Origin of the sequence: Photobacterium lucens (assembly GCF_009873615.1) — a bacterium.
Classification (GTDB): domain Bacteria; phylum Pseudomonadota; class Gammaproteobacteria; order Enterobacterales; family Vibrionaceae; genus Photobacterium; species Photobacterium lucens.
Genome location: NZ_SSMG01000312.1, coordinates 1 through 19,305, shown reverse-complemented (window position 1 = coordinate 19,305; position 19,305 = coordinate 1). Strand labels below are relative to the sequence as shown.

General features: G+C 44.3%; 20 protein-coding genes. 11 read left to right on the top strand and 9 right to left on the bottom strand.

Features of this window, described 5'->3' with window-relative positions:
* The first annotated feature begins 275 nt into the window (after positions 1-275).
* The 4 genes from E5A76_RS13630 to E5A76_RS13615 all read left to right on the top strand — a co-directional run bounded on the left by E5A76_RS13630 (position 276) and on the right by E5A76_RS13615 (position 4,940).
* The gene (locus tag E5A76_RS13630; RefSeq protein ID WP_161119254.1) at positions 276-1,496 is read left to right on the top strand and encodes an aspartate aminotransferase family protein; all 1,221 of its coding nucleotides are present in this window, start codon (positions 276-278) and stop codon (positions 1,494-1,496) included.
* A 115-nt stretch (positions 1,497-1,611) separates the two neighbouring features.
* Positions 1,612-2,628, top strand: a complete 1,017-nt coding sequence (astA, locus tag E5A76_RS13625; RefSeq protein WP_161119253.1) for an arginine N-succinyltransferase — start codon at positions 1,612-1,614, stop codon at positions 2,626-2,628.
* A 32-nt stretch (positions 2,629-2,660) separates the two neighbouring features.
* Complete coding sequence (gene astD, locus E5A76_RS13620; RefSeq protein ID WP_161119252.1) at positions 2,661-4,121, top strand: succinylglutamate-semialdehyde dehydrogenase; 1,461 nt, start codon at positions 2,661-2,663, stop codon at positions 4,119-4,121.
* 30 nt (positions 4,122-4,151) lie between these two features.
* Complete coding sequence (locus tag E5A76_RS13615) at positions 4,152-4,940, top strand: DUF1338 domain-containing protein (protein WP_161119251.1); 789 nt, start codon at positions 4,152-4,154, stop codon at positions 4,938-4,940.
* Positions 4,941-4,994: 54 nt separating this feature from the next.
* On the opposite strand, the gene E5A76_RS13610 is transcribed toward E5A76_RS13615, so the two are convergent.
* Positions 4,995-5,177 carry a hypothetical protein gene (locus E5A76_RS13610; protein ID WP_008988108.1) on the bottom strand — a complete coding sequence of 61 codons (183 nt, stop codon included), beginning with the start codon at positions 5,175-5,177 and terminating at the stop codon, positions 4,995-4,997.
* A 297-nt stretch (positions 5,178-5,474) separates the two neighbouring features.
* Between E5A76_RS13610 and E5A76_RS13605 the strand changes: the two genes are divergently transcribed.
* Positions 5,475-6,296, top strand: a complete 822-nt coding sequence (locus E5A76_RS13605; protein WP_161119250.1) for a DUF3859 domain-containing protein — start codon at positions 5,475-5,477, stop codon at positions 6,294-6,296.
* 58 nt (positions 6,297-6,354) lie between these two features.
* Here the strand turns inward: E5A76_RS13605 and crp are convergent, their stop codons facing one another.
* Positions 6,355-6,987 carry a cAMP-activated global transcriptional regulator CRP gene (crp, locus tag E5A76_RS13600; RefSeq protein WP_008988106.1) on the bottom strand — a complete coding sequence of 211 codons (633 nt, stop codon included), beginning with the start codon at positions 6,985-6,987 and terminating at the stop codon, positions 6,355-6,357.
* Positions 6,988-7,377: 390 nt separating this feature from the next.
* Here crp and E5A76_RS13595 point away from each other — a divergent pair, with 390 nt between their 5' ends.
* On the top strand, positions 7,378-7,782 hold the full coding sequence (locus tag E5A76_RS13595; RefSeq protein WP_053987511.1) for an OsmC family protein: 405 nt from the start codon (positions 7,378-7,380) through the stop codon (positions 7,780-7,782).
* A gap of 105 nt (positions 7,783-7,887) precedes the next feature.
* On the opposite strand, the gene E5A76_RS13590 is transcribed toward E5A76_RS13595, so the two are convergent.
* The 4 genes from E5A76_RS13590 to E5A76_RS13575 form a co-directional block, all read right to left on the bottom strand.
* On the bottom strand, positions 7,888-8,757 hold the full coding sequence (locus E5A76_RS13590) for a phosphoribulokinase (RefSeq protein WP_008988104.1): 870 nt from the start codon (positions 8,755-8,757) through the stop codon (positions 7,888-7,890).
* 179 nt (positions 8,758-8,936) lie between these two features.
* Entirely contained in the window at positions 8,937-9,152 is a 216-nt protein-coding gene (locus E5A76_RS13585) for a YheU family protein (RefSeq protein ID WP_008988103.1), read from the bottom strand.
* A gap of 66 nt (positions 9,153-9,218) precedes the next feature.
* A complete protein-coding gene (locus tag E5A76_RS13580; protein WP_161119249.1) occupies positions 9,219-10,238 on the bottom strand; it encodes a hydrolase in 1,020 nt (339 codons plus the stop codon).
* Positions 10,239-10,252: 14 nt separating this feature from the next.
* A complete protein-coding gene (locus E5A76_RS13575) occupies positions 10,253-11,647 on the bottom strand; it encodes an aminotransferase-like domain-containing protein (RefSeq protein ID WP_161119248.1) in 1,395 nt (464 codons plus the stop codon).
* Between the two features lie 178 nt (positions 11,648-11,825).
* On the opposite strand from E5A76_RS13575, the gene E5A76_RS13570 reads away from it, so the two are divergent.
* Positions 11,826-12,425 carry a LysE family translocator gene (locus tag E5A76_RS13570; protein WP_161119247.1) on the top strand — a complete coding sequence of 200 codons (600 nt, stop codon included), beginning with the start codon at positions 11,826-11,828 and terminating at the stop codon, positions 12,423-12,425.
* Positions 12,426-12,511: 86 nt separating this feature from the next.
* Here E5A76_RS13570 and E5A76_RS13565 read toward each other — a convergent pair whose 3' ends face one another.
* Positions 12,512-14,434, bottom strand: coding sequence for an ABC transporter ATP-binding protein (locus tag E5A76_RS13565; RefSeq protein ID WP_161119246.1), 1,923 nt, complete (start codon positions 14,432-14,434; stop codon positions 12,512-12,514).
* 229 nt (positions 14,435-14,663) lie between these two features.
* Between E5A76_RS13565 and kefG the strand changes: the two genes are divergently transcribed.
* The 4 genes from kefG (at position 14,664) to slyD (ending at position 17,940) form a co-directional block, all read left to right on the top strand.
* Complete coding sequence (kefG, locus tag E5A76_RS13560) at positions 14,664-15,251, top strand: glutathione-regulated potassium-efflux system ancillary protein KefG (RefSeq protein WP_008988098.1); 588 nt, start codon at positions 14,664-14,666, stop codon at positions 15,249-15,251.
* Entirely contained in the window at positions 15,241-17,046 is a 1,806-nt protein-coding gene (kefB, locus tag E5A76_RS13555; RefSeq protein WP_161119245.1) for a glutathione-regulated potassium-efflux system protein KefB, read from the top strand. The genes kefG and kefB overlap by 11 nt, the downstream gene beginning before the upstream one ends.
* A gap of 37 nt (positions 17,047-17,083) precedes the next feature.
* Entirely contained in the window at positions 17,084-17,293 is a 210-nt protein-coding gene (locus tag E5A76_RS13550; RefSeq protein ID WP_008988096.1) for a YheV family putative zinc ribbon protein, read from the top strand.
* Positions 17,294-17,376: 83 nt separating this feature from the next.
* Entirely contained in the window at positions 17,377-17,940 is a 564-nt protein-coding gene (gene slyD, locus E5A76_RS13545; protein ID WP_008988095.1) for a peptidylprolyl isomerase, read from the top strand.
* Between the two features lie 65 nt (positions 17,941-18,005).
* On the opposite strand, the gene E5A76_RS13540 is transcribed toward slyD, so the two are convergent.
* Together E5A76_RS13540 and E5A76_RS13535 are read right to left on the bottom strand one after the other, a co-directional pair.
* Positions 18,006-18,227, bottom strand: coding sequence for a SlyX family protein (locus E5A76_RS13540; RefSeq protein WP_008988094.1), 222 nt, complete (start codon positions 18,225-18,227; stop codon positions 18,006-18,008).
* 8 nt (positions 18,228-18,235) lie between these two features.
* Complete coding sequence (locus tag E5A76_RS13535) at positions 18,236-19,213, bottom strand: WD40 repeat domain-containing protein (RefSeq protein ID WP_161119244.1); 978 nt, start codon at positions 19,211-19,213, stop codon at positions 18,236-18,238.
* Positions 19,214-19,305: the final 92 nt, after the last annotated feature.

Here is a 19,305-nt window from a genome sequence, read left to right as displayed (position 1 = left end):
TCATCCACATCTCTACAATTTTTAGACACGTCCCCCTCTCTAATTGAAATTGCAAAGCTATTCACTAGCATATTTCTCTATCCTTTTTGTTTCCTGATAGGAAATACACCTTTTTGTCTCTGTGAGTTAATAAATTTGCCGAGATAGCGCATAACTATGTCAGTTTTATTAAAAATAGTTGTGTTGCCAGATAGCAAAAAAATATTCTGCTATTGGCAAAGGTTAATAAAATGTAAATACTATGATTATAGCGTTATACACAGAAGGATAATGTGATGACTACAGAGCAGAGAGTAGAACGTAATTTATTTGATGAGGTGATGGTGCCTTGTTATTCACCAATGGCGGAGATCCCTGTACGTGGCAGAGGAGCACGAGTATGGGATCAACATGATCGCGAGTATGTCGATTTTGCTGGTGGAATTGCGGTGAGCTGCTTGGGTCATTGCCATCCAATCATGGTTAACGCATTAAAAGAGCAAGCCGACAAGTTATGGCATTTAAGTAATGTATTAACCAACGAACCAGCACTGCGTTTAGCAAAAAAATTAACGGACTTATGTTTTGCGGAGAAAGTTTTCTTTGCTAACTCAGGTGCTGAAGCGAATGAAGCGGCACTTAAGCTCGCGCGTCGTTATGCAGTTGATAAATTTGGTACTGAAAAAGATCAAATCATCGCTTTTCATCAAGGTTTCCATGGGCGTACTTTCTTCACCGTTACGGTTGGTGGGCAAGAAGCCTATTCCGATGGTTTCGGTCCTAAACCTCAAGCGGTAACGCATATTCCTTACAACGACCTATCAGCTTTAGCTGAGATAATGTCGGAGAAAACCTGTGCGGTGATGATGGAGCCACTGCAAGGTGAAGGAGGCTTAGTCAGCCCAAGCGTTGAATTTGTTCAAGGTGTGCGTGAGCTGTGTGATAAACATCAAGCATTGCTGATTTTTGATGAAGTCCAAACAGGTAATGGTCGTACGGGTGATTTTTATGCTTACCAAGGTTTGGGAGTAACGCCTGATATCTTAACCACGGCTAAATCGCTTGGTGGGGGCTTTCCTATCGGTGCAATGCTGACAACGACCGAGCTTGCTGCACATTTGAAAGTGGGTACTCATGGCTCGACATATGGTGGTAATCCACTGGCATGTGCAGTTGCAGAAGCAGTGATTGACGAAGTGAGTAAGCCTGAAGTGCTAGCTGGGGTTAAACAACGCGAGCAGTGGTTCCGTGAAGGGCTAACTGCGATCAATGCCAAGTATCCAATTTTTGCCGAGATCCGTGGTAAGGGATTATTACTTGGCGCGTCTCTAACCGATGAGTGGCAAGGTCGCGCCCGTGACATTCTTGTCCAAGCCGGAAAAGAAGGCTTAATGATGTTAGTGGCAGGCACAAATGTGGTGCGCTTCACCCCATCATTGGTGATTGAAAAAGCGGATATTGATGAAGGTATGGCGCGTTTGGAGCGTGCTATTGCAACGCTTTATAACGCAGAGTAAATCTGCCGTTTCTCTGCACTGGCAGCCTAGGATTGGCTGTCAGTTCTCTTATGGGATCTTATTGAAATCAATTTAGTTAGTGGCAATGCTACTGTCTGCATCAGGAGGGAAGTCGATGCTGGTTATTCGTCCGATCATGGCTAGTGATTATTCTGCGCTTATGCAGTGCGCTGAAGAATCTGGTCATGGTTTTACCTCACTCCCTGTTAACGAAGAAATGCTCCGTAATCGGATTTCACATTCTGAAGCAAGCTTTGCCAAAGAGGTTGTTAGCCCTGCTGATGAAGGCTATCTCATGGTGGCAGAAGATACCGAAACGGGTGAGATTGCAGGTACAACAGCCATAGAGGCTGCGATTGGTTTAGATGCGCCTTTCTATAATTATCATTTAAGCACTGTGGTCCACGCTTCACGTCGTTTAGGGGTGCATAACACGGTGCAAATTCTAACGCTGGGTAATCACTACACGGGTGATACTGAGCTTTGTACTCTTTTCTTACGTCCACCTTGGCGTGAAGGGCTAAATGGTCGCTTGTTGTCAAAAGCTCGCTTTCTAATGATGGCTGAGCATCGTCACCGTTTCTCGGATGTAGTCTTTGCAGAAATGCGCGGCGTATCAGATGAAGAGGGTAATTCACCATTTTGGCATTGGCTGAAAGAGAACTTCTTCTCGATTGATTTCATTCACGCCGATTACTTAACGGGCATTGGGGCTAAAGGCTTTATTGCTGATCTGATGCCTAAGCTACCTATCTATGTCAATTTACTCAGTAAAGAAGCGCAAGCGGTGATAGGACAAGTGCATGACAACACCCGCCCTGCGTTACGTTTATTGGAAAATGAAGGTTTTTCATGCCGAGGCTATGTCGATATTTTTGATGCAGGTCCGACAGTGGAATGTGATGTCCGTAATGTTGAGACAGTGCGTCATTCCAAGCGTTATCAAGTCGAAGTAGGCGAGCATGAGAGTGAGCAACAATGCTTAGTGGCTAATACATCATTTAGTGATTTTAGAGCTGTGGCAGCACCGCTAGATATTGATGATAAAGCGCAGCGTGTGGTGCTAAGTCAGCAAGTGGCAGATGCATTAGCAGTAACAGACGGTGACTTTGTTCGTTTTATCGAGCAATAACAAATGTATTAATCGATGTGTAGGAGACGAGTATGAGCCAATGGATTGCAGGTCAATGGATAGCAGGTGCAGGTGAAGCCATGTCATCACTTAACCCGTTTACGGATGAAGTCATTTGGCAAGGTAAAGCCGCAACGCGTGAGCAAGTTAGCGATGCTGTTGATGCTGCACGTCACGCATTACTCCAATGGCGAAATGCGACCTTGGCCGAGCGCCAAGCCGTTGTTGAACAATTTGCCGAGCTCGTCAAAGCCAATAGTGAAACTATTGCCGTGACCATCGCAGAAGAAACAGGAAAGCCGCTCTGGGAAACCCGCACAGAAGCAGCGGCAATGGTCGGCAAAGTGGCTATCTCATTACGGGCTTATCATGAGCGAACGGGGCAGAGAGAAAAAGATATTTCTGGCACAACTGCAATAGTACGTCACAGACCGCTTGGGGTGATGGCGGTATTTGGTCCTTACAATTTCCCTGGTCATCTACCTAATGGTCATATTGTCCCTGCGCTGCTGGCAGGTAATACGGTGGTGTTTAAACCGTCTGAATTAACGCCAAAGACGGCAGAAGTGGTGATGAAACTGTGGCAACAAGCAGGGCTGCCTGATGGGGTGATTAATCTAGTGCAAGGTGGGCGTGCAACAGGAGAAGCTTTAGCATCTTCACCACAAATAGATGGTTTGTTATTTACAGGTAGTGCTAATACTGGTCATTTATTGCATCGTCAATTTGCAGGTCAGCCAGGCAAAATGCTAGCCCTTGAAATGGGCGGTAATAACCCGATGGTCATTTCCAACGCTTATGGCGATCTTGATGCAACGGTCTACACTATTTTGCAATCAGCCTTTATTAGTGCAGGGCAACGTTGTACTTGTGCTCGACGTCTATACTTACCTCTGGGTAGTAAAGGGGATGCATTGCTGGCAGCGTTAGTTGAAGCAACAAAAGCGATTGTCGTCGATGGGCCATTTGCCGAGCCTGTGCCGTTTATGGGGCCGCAGATCTCCCGTCAAGCCGCCGATAATATTGTGCAAACGCAACAGCAATTAGCGTCGCTCGGTGGGGTAATATTGGTTGAAGCCAAGCGTGGTCAAGGGGCGGTGGTAACTCCTGCGATTATCGATGTCACTAAGATCGAAAAATTACCTGACGAAGAATATTTTGGTCCATTATTACAGGTGATTCGCTATCAAGATCTTGCGCAAGCCGTTACGTTGGCGAATAACACCCGTTATGGTTTATCGGCGGGATTAGTGTCTACCGATGATAATGAATGGCAGTATTTTATCGATCATATTCGAGCAGGTATCGTTAATCGAAATCGTCAGTTAACCGGAGCCAGTGGTGATGCGCCGTTTGGTGGTCCGGGGGCGTCAGGTAATTTACGTCCAAGTGCTTACTATGCGGCGGATTATTGTGCCTATCCAATGGCATCAATGGAAGGTGAATCAACAGTGTTACCTGAGCAATTATCGCCAGGTATTCGTTTGAGATAGCTTCATCATTAATTGTAAGGATTGTCTAGCATGGAACAATTATTTACTGAGTTATGGAAAGATTATACCCAGCGTTTATGTCCTTCTGCGTCGAGTGTTAGGCAGTTACTCACAGAAGATGAGCCACTAGTCAATGATCATATTGCGCTACGTACGTTTGGTTTACCTAAGTGTGGTCTGGCAAGGTTAGCTGCGCCTTTTATTGCGGTGGGGTATAAGCCAAAAGGGCGCTACCATTTTAAAGAGAAAAAGCTCTACGCTGAGCATTTTGAGCATCCTGATCCGAATGCACCAAAAGTTTTCATTAGTGAGTTGCAATTAGGCTTGTGCTCAACAGAGTTGCAAACCGAAGTACGCAAACTGGTTAATCAAGTTGATGATGACTACTTTGCTGATCCTGTTTTTTTGTATCAAGGTAAACCATGGCAACTGAGCAGTGAGGTTTATCATCTTCTCAATGCAGAAAGTGAATATGCAGGTTGGGTGGCAGCTCACGGTTATGGTGCCAATCACTTCACCATTGATATTAACCAGCTAGAACAATTCGTCGAAATTGCCGAAGTGAATCACTTTCTCGAATGCAGTGGTTTTGCCATTAACCAAGCTGGAGGTGCGGTAAAAGGCAATCCTAAAGTGATGTTAGAGCAATCAGCGACTATGGCAGATAAAGTGTCTGTTACCTTTAGTGATGGTGATATGCAGGTACCGGGTGGCTTCTATGAGTTTGCGAAACGCTACTTACAACCGGATGGGGAGATCTATACCGGTTTTGTTGAAGCTTCGGCAGATAAGATCTTTGAAAGCACCTATAACTCCTAATTAAGTTGAATTATTAATAAAAAAGCAGCCATTTGGCTGCTTTTTTTGAATCTGTTAATTATCGAGGGGGGATCCCCAAATACCACTGTCTTCAACAGGGCAGCGACGTAAACCTGTTTGCTGCTCTAAGTAACAGCGACGGTCACTAAAGCCTGTCATCTCAATAGTGGTAGGTTGAGGAGCGATAGCACCTGGTACTGTGGTGTAACTATTCGGGGCAAAACGTTCGATATCCATATTCCATTACCGCGAGAAAAAGAAAGTCCATTAATACGCAGAATGTAGCACTTAACTTAGACAATACAAATTAATTGTTCTCATAAAAGACACAAAGTTTGAATGGGATTGATGAAATATTTATGGCTGCCCTTGCTATTCCTTTTGGGTATTTTATTTTGCGTCTAATTGCCAATTTGTGATCTTATCGGCACGTTAAAAATGTCACATTGCTTTATTATCTAATGTTTTATTTTAGTTGGAAAGTTATCAATAAGTATTTCTTTCTTCAGTGCTTTTTTGTTAGGTGGAAGTAATATGACTCTTAGAAAGAACACAATAATAGGGCTGTTATTATCATTATTGACTGGATGTAGCTCTTTATCTTCAGTGGATAACAATATACCCAAGGTGACGATTTCAGAAGCTGGTGTGATCAGCCAAATTGGGGCTGTTTATACAGTAAAGGCGAGCAATAAATTAGTGATCCCGAAACTTGGGCAATATATCGGGTTTCGTTATGCAGTAGAGATCCCTGATGGTGCCAGTGATGAGCTGAAAGGAAAAACGGCATTTCCTATTACAGCGCGTATGACGCATCCTAAGTTGGTCAACCCTGCAACGGAGCAAGCAACGACGGTATCAACATGGTCCGATACCATGTATAAACACGATAAAAACTTGGCGCTTTGGCAGTTTTCAGAACCTTATGAGTTAGTCAGTGGTTCTTGGGTATTTGAATTGCTTTATAAAGATCGCGTTGTTGCTAAGCGTGAGTTTACACTAGCTAATAATGAGCAGTTAAATCAATCTTTTAAAAACACTTTTGAAACTGCATTTATGCTCAATAGTACTCGTTCATGGTTAACTCAAAATGGTGATGCACTGGTTTGTGATAAAGCGAAGTCGAAGCGTTGCTTGCAGTTTAGCTCTACCGAGGAATGTAACCAAACCTTGAGTCGTTACAACAGCATGTGTCAGCAGATAGCACTTAAACAAATGGGGCGTGGTGATGAAATTACCTCTGCGAAAGAAGAGATGAAAAAGTATGTTAGCTACTTTTTTTACTGCATGCATAGTGCCAGAATTAACGAAGCAAAGCTTGATAAAAAACAGGCTCATGCTTGTTTGAAAGGATAAAAGACATTAAAAAAGCCGCAACAGTGTGCGGCTTTTTTCATGCGGTGACAGCGTTAAATTAACGTGTACCGTAAACAACGATAGTCTTACCGTGAGCAGAGATAAGGTTCTGCTCTTCAAGCATCTTCAGAATACGACCCACTGTCTCACGAGAACAGCCAACGATTTGACCGATTTCTTGACGAGTGATCTTGATCTGCATGCCGTCTGGGTGTGTCATTGCATCTGGCTGTTTAGCTAGGTTCAGCAATGTTTGTGCGATACGACCAGTAACGTCTAGGAATGCTAAATCACCTACTTTTTGGCTCGTCACTTGTAGACGACTAGCCATTTGAGCAGATAGACGCATTAGAATGTCAGGGTTAACTTGGATTAACTGACGGAATTTTTTAAACGAAATTTCTGCTACTTCACAAGGAGTCTTAGCGCGAACCCAAGCAGTACGCTCTTGATCTTCTTCGAACAAGCCAAGCTCACCAATAAAGTCACCTTGGTTTAGGTAAGAAAGGATCATTTCCTTACCTTCTTCATCCTTGATTAGTACAGCAACAGAACCCTTCACAATGTAGTACAAAGTTTCCGCTTTCTCACCTGCGTGGATCAGCGTACTTTTTGATGGGTACTTGTGAATATGACAATGGGAAAGAAACCACTCTAAAGTTGGATCTGTTTGCGGTTTACCTGGAACCATATTACTAACTTCCTCTGCATTTGTTGCCCAACAGCATTCATTTTCTCTTCGAGCACCATGCTGGAAAAAAAACTGTCTGCTGACAGGGTATCCATTCAGCCGCTGGGCTGCAAGCTAACTTGAATAAGTTAGAGTGTATCCTTTTTCTACGCCTTTTTCTTGATATTGATCTAGTAGAATCGCTCATTTGATATGGATAACTGTGCACAGGATCACAACGTGGTGAGATAGTTGCTATTAGTGGTATTTGACCACGAATAACAGGTCAGCTTTTGCAGGTAAAAATGAGTCTGTAGCACGAAGAGGACGGGATACCAAAATCGATTTACATTATTAGATTTATCAATAAGACTAGTCGTTATCTTTGGGCATCTAAATAAGGATTAAGCGATGCAATCCCGAGTCAAATGGGTAGAAGATATGACTTTCTTAGGTCAATCAAGCTCAGGTCATAGTGTGGTAATGGATGGCAACGGTGGCGATAAAGCCCCAAGTCCAATGGAGCTCGTATTGATGGCTGCTGGTGGCTGTAGTTCAGTCGATGTTGTCAGTGGATTGAAAGCACAAGCGCAAAATATTGTCGGTTGTGAAGTGCAAATTTCAGCACAGCGCCGAGATCAAGCGCCACGCTTATTTACACAAGCTAATCTGCATTTTGTGGTGTCTGGTTTTGATTTAGATGAATCTGCGGTGGCGAATGTTGTTGCTGATTCACTAGAGAAATATTGCTCGGTATGTTTGATGTTGGGCAAAGGGGTAGAGCTTACGCATTCTTATGAAGTGATCAGTGCTTAAGTTGTTAGCGCTGTGCTCGATTTAATAAAGGGTTGGCATTGCGCCAACCTTTGTTGTTTTAACCCTTATACCCAAGTACTTTAAAGTGACTTGGGTATATCTGAACTAGCTAATTTTCCCTGTTTTGATTAACTGTTCGATCAGCGGCCTCATGATCAGTTCCATCGCAAAACTCATCTTCCCACCTGGGACAACAAGGGTGTTATGACGTGACATAAACGAGCCTTGGATCATTGCAAGTAGGTAAGGGAAGTCGACATTTTTTAAGCCACGAAAACGGATCACCACAAAGCTTTCATCAAGGCTTGGAATACCTTTCGCACTGACAGGGTTTGAGGTATCAACTGTAGGAACGCGTTGAAAGTTAATATGAGTGCGTGAGAACTGCGGGGTTAGGTAATTTAAGTAGTCATCCATCGAGCGAACGATAGACTCCATTACCGCTTCACGCGAGTGACCACGATCGCGGGTATCACGGACGATTTTCTGGATCCATTCAAGGTTAACGATCGGTACCATGCCGATCAGTAAATCGACATGTTGCGCGACGTTAATATCCCCATCAACGACGCCACCATGTAAACCTTCATAGAAAAGTAAATCGGTATTTTCTGCCAGCTTTTGCCATGGCGTAAACGTACCGGGCATTTGGTTATAGGGAACGGCTTCATCAAAGGTGTGAAGATAACGACGAAAACGGCCTGTGCCATCTTCACCATATTGCTTGAAAAATTGTTCTAATTGGCCGAAGTCATTAGCTTCTGCACCAAAGTAACTGATATGGCGACCTTGCTCTTTGGCTTTACGAATTTCCGCATCCATTTCTGGGCGGGTAAAGCGGTGAAAGCTATCACCTTCTAGCCATGCAGCATTGATGTTCATCATATTGAACATTTTACGGAAAGCTTCAGAAGTAGTGGTGGTTCCTGCTCCTGATGAACCGGTTACTGCAATGATAGGATGTTTTGCAGACATGACTAACCTTGTCGTTGTTAATTATCGGAAGATAATGAGATGTCAGGGAATAAGGAGATCACCTGATTTACGATAATGTTACTACAAGTTAACAAGGATGTGGGGGTTGAAAAGTGAAACTGCTAACAAAGGCAAGTTTTGAGTCGTAACTCTCGGATCACGACTCAGATCAGGAAAAACTATTGCAATTGGTTGCGTAATTTTATGTCGACAGATTCATGCAATTCAGAAAAGACAATAACGGCTTCACCGGACTTTAATTGGTTGAGAACCACGTTCACTTTACTTTCTAAACTCATCTCTGTTTCACCATAATCTGTTCCTTCACGAAGAACAAATTGCTCGATGAGATTAGTGAGTGTTTCAGGCGCAATATCTTGCCAAGGGATGATCATCCAAAGCCTCGTTTACAGTGTGACATCAGTGTTCTGTATATTATCAAAAATATTATTAGCAGATCATTAGGTTGCCACTTCATGAAGTGTTATCGGCTGTGGTTGCTTTACTTGTGATGTCTTTAGCTGCTTGGCAAACCACTGCGGCACTGTGTGTTCGAGCCAAAATTGCGGTTTAAAGAGAGTGCCTCCTACAAAGCCGACATGGCCACCTTTTTCTAATAAGTCATACTCAATATTATTCGGTAATGTCTGCTTGGGGATCACCGCTTCTGTCATAAAGGGATCGTCTTTGGCATGGATGATCCTAAGAGGTGTGGTTATTTTCTCAAGTTGGTTGATCCCACTACAGCGTTGATAGTAATCATCGGCATTAAGAAAACCGTGTAATGGTGCGGTAATAAGATTATCGAACTGCCATACGGTTTTGATCTCATCTAACGCTTGCTGTGATAAGGGCATCTTATCTGGGTGTTGGTCGATACGCTTTGCCATCGTGCGTTTCATCGAGCTTAGTAAATACTGCTGATAAACTTTAGAAAAGCCTTGCTGAATACGCTCAGAGCAAGAAGCTAAGTCCAGTGGCGGAGAGATGGCTTGAGCCGCCACAAGCTCACTCTTATTACCATAGTGAGCAAGGTAGTTAACTAACACATTACCACCTAGCGATACGCCTACAGCAACAAAAGGACGATAGGGAAATAGCTGTCGTAACCAAGTAATGAAAAAGCGCGCATCTTCAATTTCACCTGAATGGTAGCCTCGAGGTTGCTTATTTAACTCTTCACTACAACCACGAAAATGCATCATTACTGCTAACCAACCTTGCTGTTTCGCCGCATGTAACAAGCCATTAGCGTAAGGACTGTGGAAACTACCTTCTAAACCATGAAATAAAATCATTAAAGGCTCGGTGCTGTTGCTTGGTTCAGGTTGAGCTGTCCATGCGAGATCAAGAAAGTCGTTATCTGGTGTGGCGATGCGTTGAGTGATCGGGGTAAATAAAGGTGCTCGACGAACAAACCGAGGTAATAGGGTTTGAATATGTGGGTTTTGAAGCCCAAATGCGGGAGTAAATGAAGACATAATTATCCTTTCTATTACAACGTAAATGGGCTTGCTATCGGTGGCTGCCTTAGTAAATCAGCCAAGGTTTTAAGTCCAAAAGTGAGTGTTTGTTGACTGGCTGGTGAGCTTATTGCAAGCCGTACTGCGGGCATAATCGTACCACCCGGTGGAGTAAAGTGCTCTGCAGATTTTACGATGACATGGTGTTGCTTTGCCGCTGTAATGAAATCTGTCAGTCGCCAATAGTCTGGTAGTTTAAGCCATACATGAAAGCTATGTTGCTGAGTGGCAATCGCAAACTCGCCAAGATAATGCTGCACCAGTGTTTGCCGTTGCTCTATTTCATTACGTATGGTGTCGAGTACTCGATCGGCTTGTCCTTGGGTGATTAACTCACACGCAATTGCCGACAGCAGAGGGCTTATCATCAAGCTGTGATTATACAGTGCCGCACTTAAGTGGGGTTGCCACTGTTTTGGCGCTTGGATATAACCTAAACGCAGCCCCGGTGCTAAACATTTCGACAAGCCACCAATGTGGATCACTTGCTCAGGTGCAAGGTTGATCAATGGTGGTGGTGGCGATAGTGGAAGTAGACCATTGACATCATCTTCAGCGATTAACACGTTATGCTGTTTGCAAACGTCAATGACAGCTTCACGGCGAGAGAGTGGCATCGTAATTGAGGTTGGATTTTGCTGTGTGGGCGTTAAGTAAATTAAACGTGGTTGGTACAACTGACAAGCAGAAGCGAGTGCTTTAGGGCAAACACCACTTTCATCCATTTCAACACCTTTAACGGTGATCCCATGTTGTTTAGCTAGAGTTAGAAAGCCCGGATAACAGACGTGCTCGACTAAAACCGTATCGCCTGCGCGACAGAAAGTACTGAGTAACAGTTCTGCGGCATGTTGAGCGCCTGAGGTGAAATACATTAGCTCTGGTGAGACTGCAATACCTTGTTGATTAAGCCACTGGCAAACGATCTGGCGGTGCTTCTCAATACCTTCAGGGGGCTGATATAGCATCATCTTATTGAGCTCGGCAGGGTTGGCGCTGATATTTGCCATCGCTTGGCTAAGCATGTCACTGCGATCAAACTGAGGTGGAATGTTATAGCCAAAGTTACACTCGTTCGATGCAACTTCTTCAATTTGATAAACCCAACTATTGGATTGGCGGTTATCACAGACATAAGTCCCTGCGCCAATTCTTGCTTCAACCAAATGACGTCGCTCAGCTTCAGCATAGGCTCGTGTTACTGTGCCAACTGTCACTTGCAATTGATCAGCAAGGGCTCGATGAGTGGGTAATTTACTACCAGCACCGAGCTCACCTTGTTCAATCGCTGCGGCAATGTTGTCAGCGATTTGGCGATAAAGTGGTTTTTTGCTCTCGCTTGAAAGCGTCATGTTTAAGATTGTCATGGTGACAATAAATCCTTTGATCTTAATAACTTCCCTTGTTAGGTTAAATTGTGCGCACAATTTAACCGTATTTCCAGATGTTTTTATCGTTGTCGCTAAATTCAAATTATTGTATCGATACAATTTGGTGTGAGAGGGATCTGGAGCATGTATAACTCGTGTTGATAAAGGATACAGCGTGGAAGGAACAACTATTCTCTCTTTGATTTTATTTGCCGTACTGATGACAGGAACACCAGGGCCAAACAATATGATGGTCACGGCATCTGGGGCTAACTTTGGCTATTGGCGAAGTGTGCCGCATTTACTGGGAATTAGCTTGGGTATGGCGAGTCTGCTAACGGTTATTGCCGCAGGGCTTGGGGTGATATTTGAACGTTACCCCATGATGCACGATGTGTTGAAAGTGATAGGTTGTAGCTATCTGCTGTATCTGGCATGGAAAATAGCGACGGCAGTGGCTGTAACAGATACGCAGTTTCAACCTGATACGAACCCGATGGGGATCCTTGCGGCGGCGTTATTTCAATACGTAAACCCTAAAGCGTGGATGATGGCGGCTACTGCGATCAGTACCTTTGCTGTCAATGGAGAGCAATATTGGCAATCAGTATTGATGATTGTGGTTGTGTTTGCAGTAGTGAGCTTTTTCTGTGTCTCATTGTGGGCAATCATGGGAGTGATGATCCGCCGTTGGTTAACGTCAGTCAAACGAAGCGTTAGGTTTAATCAGGTGATGGGGGGATTAACCGCTGCTTGTGTCACCATGATTTGGTAGTGATTTTTATTTCAACTGTTGTATTCATCCGTTAGAAATAAAAACGCCAACGAGCAGATCGTTGGCGTTGATTGTTTTGATGAGATTTATTCGGCGTTAAATTCGCTTTCCATCTCTTCAAGTTGCTCTTGCAGCTCCATCCAAGCGACTTCCACTTCTTCAAGATCGGATTTCGCATCGCCTTGCAGTTTGAGTTGCTCGTTCATACGGGCTTTGTTTTCTGCTTCGTAAATGCTGCTATCACTTAATGCTGCTTCTGCATCTGCAATAATGCTGTTGAGCTTGTCCATTTGCTTTTCAAGCTTAGTGATCTCTTTACGAATAGGCGCAGTTTGTTTACGAAACTCTGCTTCTAAACGTTTTTGCTCTTTACGAGAGGCTGCGCTGTTGTCTTTATTGGTTTCGGGTTTTGCTGCTTGTTGATCACGACGCTCATTGCGCTGCTGCTCTGTTAGCCACTTATGGTAATCATTTAAATCACCATCAAAGGGTACAACTTGGCGATCGTGAACCAGATATAAATCATCCGTTGTCGCACGCAGTAGGTAACGGTCGTGGCTAACGATAACCATAGCACCTTCATAAGATTGCAGCGCAAGGGTTAATGCTTGACGCATATCTAAATCAAGGTGGTTGGTTGGCTCATCGAGTAGCAAGAGGTTAGGGCGTTGCCACACAATGAGCGCTAACACTAAACGGGCTTTTTCACCGCCAGAGAACGGACCGACTTTCTCTAATGCTTTATCACCGTTAAAGCCAAAACTACCTAAGTAATCTCGCAGTTGTTGCTCAGTCGCTTGTGGCGCAATACGTGCCATGTGTTGTACTGGAGTATCATCAAGGTAGAGTGTTTCTAATTGGTGCTGAGCAAAGTAACCAATCTTCACCCCTTGCGAGTACGCCATATCGCCGGCTTTTGCTGGCAATTCACCAGCTAGCATTTTGATCAGCGTTGACTTACCTGCACCATTTCGACCGAGTAGACCAATACGGCTACCTGGTACAAGGTTTAGACGAATTTTCTCCAAGATCAGTAAATCGTCATAACCCGCTGCCACTTGATCCATCATTAAAATAGGATTGGGCAGGGCGCTTGGCTCACGAAACTCAAAGCTAAATGGGTTATCAAACTGTGCTGGTAGCACTTTTTCCATACGTTCAAGGGCTTTAATACGGCTTTGTGCTTGGCGTGCTTTACTGGCTTTGTAACGGAAACGCTCAATGTATGACTGCATGTGTGCCATTTGCTTTTGCTGTTTCTGGAACATAGCTTGTTGCAAGATCAGTTTTTCTGAACGCTGCACTTCAAACGATGAGTAGTTACCTGTGTAACTGTGCATGGTTTGGTTTTCGATATGGATGATGCGGTTAACTACAGGATCGAGGAAGTCACGGTCATGGGAGATCAGAACTAGCGTGCCTCGGTAGCTTTGGAGCCATTTTTCTAGCCACATGACCGCATCTAAATCTAGGTGGTTGGTTGGCTCATCGAGTAGCAATAGATCAGAGCGGCATAATAGGGCTTGTGCCAAGTTTAAGCGCATACGCCAACCGCCCGAGAACTGGGTAAGATTCCAATGCATTTGGTGTTGTGAGAAGCCTAAACCATCAAGCAATTCTGCAGCACGGGCATTAATGCTGTAACCGCCGATAGCATCGAGCTTGCCGTGAAGCTCGGCCACTAATGTACCGTTGTCTGCCGCTTCTGCTGCTTGTAGCTGACGTTCAAGCTCACGGTATTCACGATCGCCATCAATCACATATTCAATAGCTGCACGTTCAAGTGCAGGGGTTTCCTGAGCTACCCATGCCATTTCCCAGTTATTCGGGAATTGGCAGTTACCTGCATCTAAGCTGAGTTCATTTTTCAGTAAAGCGAACAGGGTGGATTTACCACAACCATTTTTACCGACAAGACCGACTTTGTCGCCAGGGTGAATTGTTGAAGTGGCGTTTTCGAGTAAAACTTTACCGCCACGAAGAAGTTGCATATCTGAAAAGACAATCATCAATATTGCCGGGGTCGTGCCCGCTCCACAAAATAAACTGGACTTATGAGCGGAAGTCTAACTCAAACCGTACAGACTGGCTAACTTCTCTCATGCTGATAAAGGGAAGTCATTGAGGATAAATGCTAACAAAAAGATCATGTTTGTTAACAATTAGGTATGATGGAATAATATCGAGAGAAGTATTACTTGTTGAACATGATGAATGTTAACTATGTCAAAGGATGTTATGACACGACAAAACTTGCCTTCAGTCCTGATTATTTTTGCTCATCCAGATCCGGATGAGTCCATCGCTAATCGCACTATGTTGCAAGACATCGAGCTATTAGGGAACGTGACCGTACATGATTTATATGCCACTTACCCCGATTTCTTTATTGATGTTGTTGCTGAGCATGAATTGATCGCCAGCCATGATGTGATTGTTTTCCAGCATCCCATCTATATGTATTCCTGCCCGTCGCTATTAAAAGAGTGGTTTGATCGCGTTCTGAGTAAAGGTTTTGCTCATGGTGATGGTAATGAAACCGCTGGCAAGTATTGGCGAACCGTTGTCACCACCGGTGGTGGCGCAGAGGCTTATAGTCCTGATGGTTACAACCGTTATGGCATTGATACGATATTAAAGCCGTTTGAGATATGCGCTGATCTCTGCCAGATGCATTGGTTGCCACCGTTAGTTTTGCACTGGGCAAGAAAAGTTTCAGCAGAAGAGCTAAAACAACATGCACGAGCGTATCAATCATGGTTAGCGAATCCCCTTATTATTGAGCCTCGATTAGATCGAAAGAAAGGAGGACATCATGACCAATGATTTTTTAGTGCTAAGTGTGGTCTTTCTTTCTGCTGCCATTATTGCTGTGCCGTTAGCGCAAAAACTCGGATTAGGCTCTGTTTTGGGGTATCTGATCGCCGGGATCATTATTGGTCCTTGGGGACTCGCTTTAATTTCCGACGTTGATGCTATTTTGCATTTTTCCGAATTTGGTGTGGTGCTGTTACTGTTTTTAATTGGTTTAGAGCTAAACCCCAAAAAACTATGGCAGATGCGAAAGCCGATTCTCGGTTTAGGTGGCAGCCAAGTGGTGATCACCAGCATTGTGATTGCAGGTATTGTCATGAGCTTTGCTGGATTATTGCCGACGATCACGTGGCGAGATGCTGCTGTTATCGGTATGGGGTTAGCACTATCTTCTACTGCAATTGCACTGAGAGTAATTGAAGAGCAACAATTCTCGGGCAGTGATACGGGTCAATCAGGGTTTGCCGTCTTATTGTTTCAAGATATCGCGGTGATCCCAATGTTGGCGTTATTGCCAGCGCTCGCTGGTGGTGAAGGTGGTAGTTGGAATGATGTCGTATGGATGCTAGGCGGCATTGCATTGCTATTAGTAGGTGGACATTTCTTACTGCGCCCACTGTTTCGCTATGTGGTAATGAGTGGCGTACGTGAACTATTTAATGTCGCCGCTCTTTTGCTGGTGTTAGGTATTGCACTGATCATGCAAGCGTTCGGACTCTCAATGGCATTAGGGGCATTCTTAGCCGGGGTGTTATTGGCTGAGAGTGAATACCGCCACGAACTAGAAATAGCGATTGAGCCATTTAAAGGTCTATTACTGGGCTTATTCTTTATTTCAGTTGGGATGGCCGTAAATCTTGGTTTGCTGTGGCAATACCCATTGCAAATTCTTGCGGCAGTGCTTGCGTTAGTGGCAGTGAAAGGAGGCGTATTATACCTACTGGCTCGTATTTTCGGTGTTCGCGCAAAATCGCGCAGTCAAATGGCCGCGATATTAAGTCAAGGTGGTGAATTTGCGTTTGTATTGTTTACCGCTGCACGTACTGAAGGGCTATTAGATGCTCAGCTGCTTGCGTTCTTGCTGGTGGTGGTGAGTTTGTCGATGATGACAACACCGCTGGTATTAACGTTACAAAACCGTTGGTATATTCGTAGTTTCCAAGCTGAAGTCGAGCCAGAGCCTGAAACCGATGTGGTTGATCGCTCACCTCGGGTCATTATTACGGGGTTTGGTCGTTTTGGTCAGGTGATCGGGCGATTACTGTTCTCGAATAAAATCAAAGTGACGGTGCTAGAACGAGATCCGAGCCAAATTCAGTTTCTACGTAAGTTTGGTTATAAAGTTTTTTATGGCGATGCTACCCAACTTGATCTGTTACGTTCGGCCGGTGCTGATAAAGCAGAAGCTATTATTATATGTACCGATGCACCCACTGAAGTGATGGAAGTGGTCGCGCTTTGTCAGCAGCATTTCCCACACTTAAAAATCTTAGCCAGAGCGAGAAGCCGAGTAGAAGCGCATCAACTGCTAAGTCAAGGCGTTGAGTGTTTTTCCCGTGAAACTTTCGCTGGTGCTCTTGATTTAGGCCGACAAGCCCTCATATCACTGGGTATGCATCCGTATAAAGCAAAACGTGCTGAAGCGCACTTTCGCAAAATAGATACACAAGCATTACGCGATTTATTGCCGCAGCATAGCGAAGAAGTCAACTTAGCTTCACGGCAAAAAGAAGCGCGTAAAGAGTTAGAAGAAATCTTCGACCGAGAAATGCGTGGCGAACAAGAACGTCACCATGGTTGGGATTAACATCTTGATGCAAGTGTCTGATCAAGGATAGAACCGGATGATAAAAAAACGATTTATAGCGGGTGCCAAGTGCCCGAGCTGCCAAGCCATCGATACCTTACGCTGGTGGCAGCAAGATGATGTTGAACATGTTGAGTGCGTTGCGTGTGACCATAGTGATACCCGAGCACCACAATCTGTAAACGAAAGTGAACAGCTTTCTTCAACAACCAAACAACAAGTGATAGGTGTTTTTAAACCTGACTAAATGCGATATTGGCATCATAGCCATATTATCCTGTATGATGTCGCTCAAAACTTATCACCCCAAGCTCAAATTTTGGAGTAAACATGAAAGTCGCTAAAGACACAGTAGTAAGCCTTGCTTACCAAGTGAAAACTGAAGATGGTGTAGTTGTAGATCAATCAACAGTTGAAGCTCCACTTGATTACCTTCACGGTCATAACAACCTAATTCCTGGCCTTGAAAAAGCGCTTGAAGGCCATGTAGCTGGCGACAAGTTCGAAGTTACTGTTGCTCCTGCTGAAGCTTACGGTGAGCACATGGAAGAAATGGTTCAACGTGTTCCTGCAAACGTATTCCAAGGCGTTGACGAGATCACTGTTGGTATGCGTTTCTTAGCAGATACTGACCAAGGTCCAATCCCAGTAGAAGTAACAGAAGTTGATGGTGATTTCGTTGTTGTTGACGGTAACCACATGCTTGCTGGTCAAACGCTAGGTTTTGACGTAGAAGTTGTTGCTGTACGTGCTGCAACTGAAGAAGAAATCGCTCACGGTCACCTACACCAAGGTGGCGGCTGTTGTGGCGGCGAAGGCGGTTGTGGCGATCACGACCACGGTGACGAAGGTTGCTGCGGTGGCGAAGAGAAGGGCGGTTGCTGCTCTCACTAATATCGCTTAACGATATAAGAAAAAAGGAAGCTAAGGCTTCCTTTTTTGTTTTCGATATATGTAGATCAGTAATGTGGCGGTGGTGTTTCTTCGGATTCCGTCGCCATATTGGATGTTTGCATCCCTTTGACTTTACCCACTAAAAATCGCAATTGAACTTCCATTTTATCAATCATGAACTGCTGTTTAGTGAGCGCTTCATTAAGATCATCAATAGTTTGCTCTTGGAACGCTTGTTTCATCTCAAGCTCATCAATACGGTGTTGTAATTGTTCAATCTCAGTCATGGTCGTTTTCAATTGGTTGACCAGGCTTGGGCAAATCCGGAAGACGAGCCAGATATCACCTCACCTGTTGGGCTAATAGCCACATCATACACTACCGCACTTGCAGGTCGAGCATCTTGCAGACGTTCTGCTTTCCAACTACCAAGGTTTTCTCCGGTTTGCGTTTGCCATAACTCAACACGACGAGCCGGTGTCCCTGTCGCCACCATTTCGCCATTATCAGAAAAACGCGCACTTGAAAGGTTCTGCTGACGCAAGCTGATGTCTAATTCTGAAACTTTTTTGCCGTTGGTTAAATCCCAGATAAAAACTTCATTCGTCCCATCTGCTGTTAGGGCAAATTTGCCATCACGTTGTAAGGCAACACGAGTAATTCGGCTTTGATGAGGAAAGTGGTACAAGATTTGCCCTGAACGTGTATCCCATAAATAAGCATTATGATCGTTACCGCCTGAAAGTGCATAGTGACCATTTGGGGATAACGCAACGCTGTTTACTTTCTCGTGGTGGGCGAGAAACTCAAGTCTGCGTCCTGTGCTAATATTGATAAACAAGGCCTTACCATTACTTAGCGCTAATAAAACGTCGTCGCCATTATTAGCAATAGCGACGTCTCTAATGGTACCGTCAGAAATAGACCACAACCCTTGCGCTTGTGACCAACCAAGATCCCAAGTCGCAAAGTTTTGTGCAGTTGCCGTAATGGCAAAGCGTTTATTGTCTGATATTTGGCTAGTTATCACAGTATTGTGATGTTGATCTTGAGAACCGAAATCCGCTAACTTTTTGTTTTGCTGTAAGTCCCATAGCACGATACCTTGTTCGATTGCGCTAACAAGTGCAAAACGACCGTCGCGGCTAAGGCTGAAACTGGTACTGCCTTGCGGGGCTAATTGCCAACGTTGGACTTCGGAACCGGAAAAAAAGCAGCCGCTTAGGGTCAAAGTAAATAAAAACAAACTAAATGAAAAAATAGTTTTATACATTAAGCTGCGGTTCCGCTTGCATAGGGTAACTAGTAGAGTAAATTAGTCCGATTAAATAACTGAACTGACAAATCTTTTACAGTTACTTAATC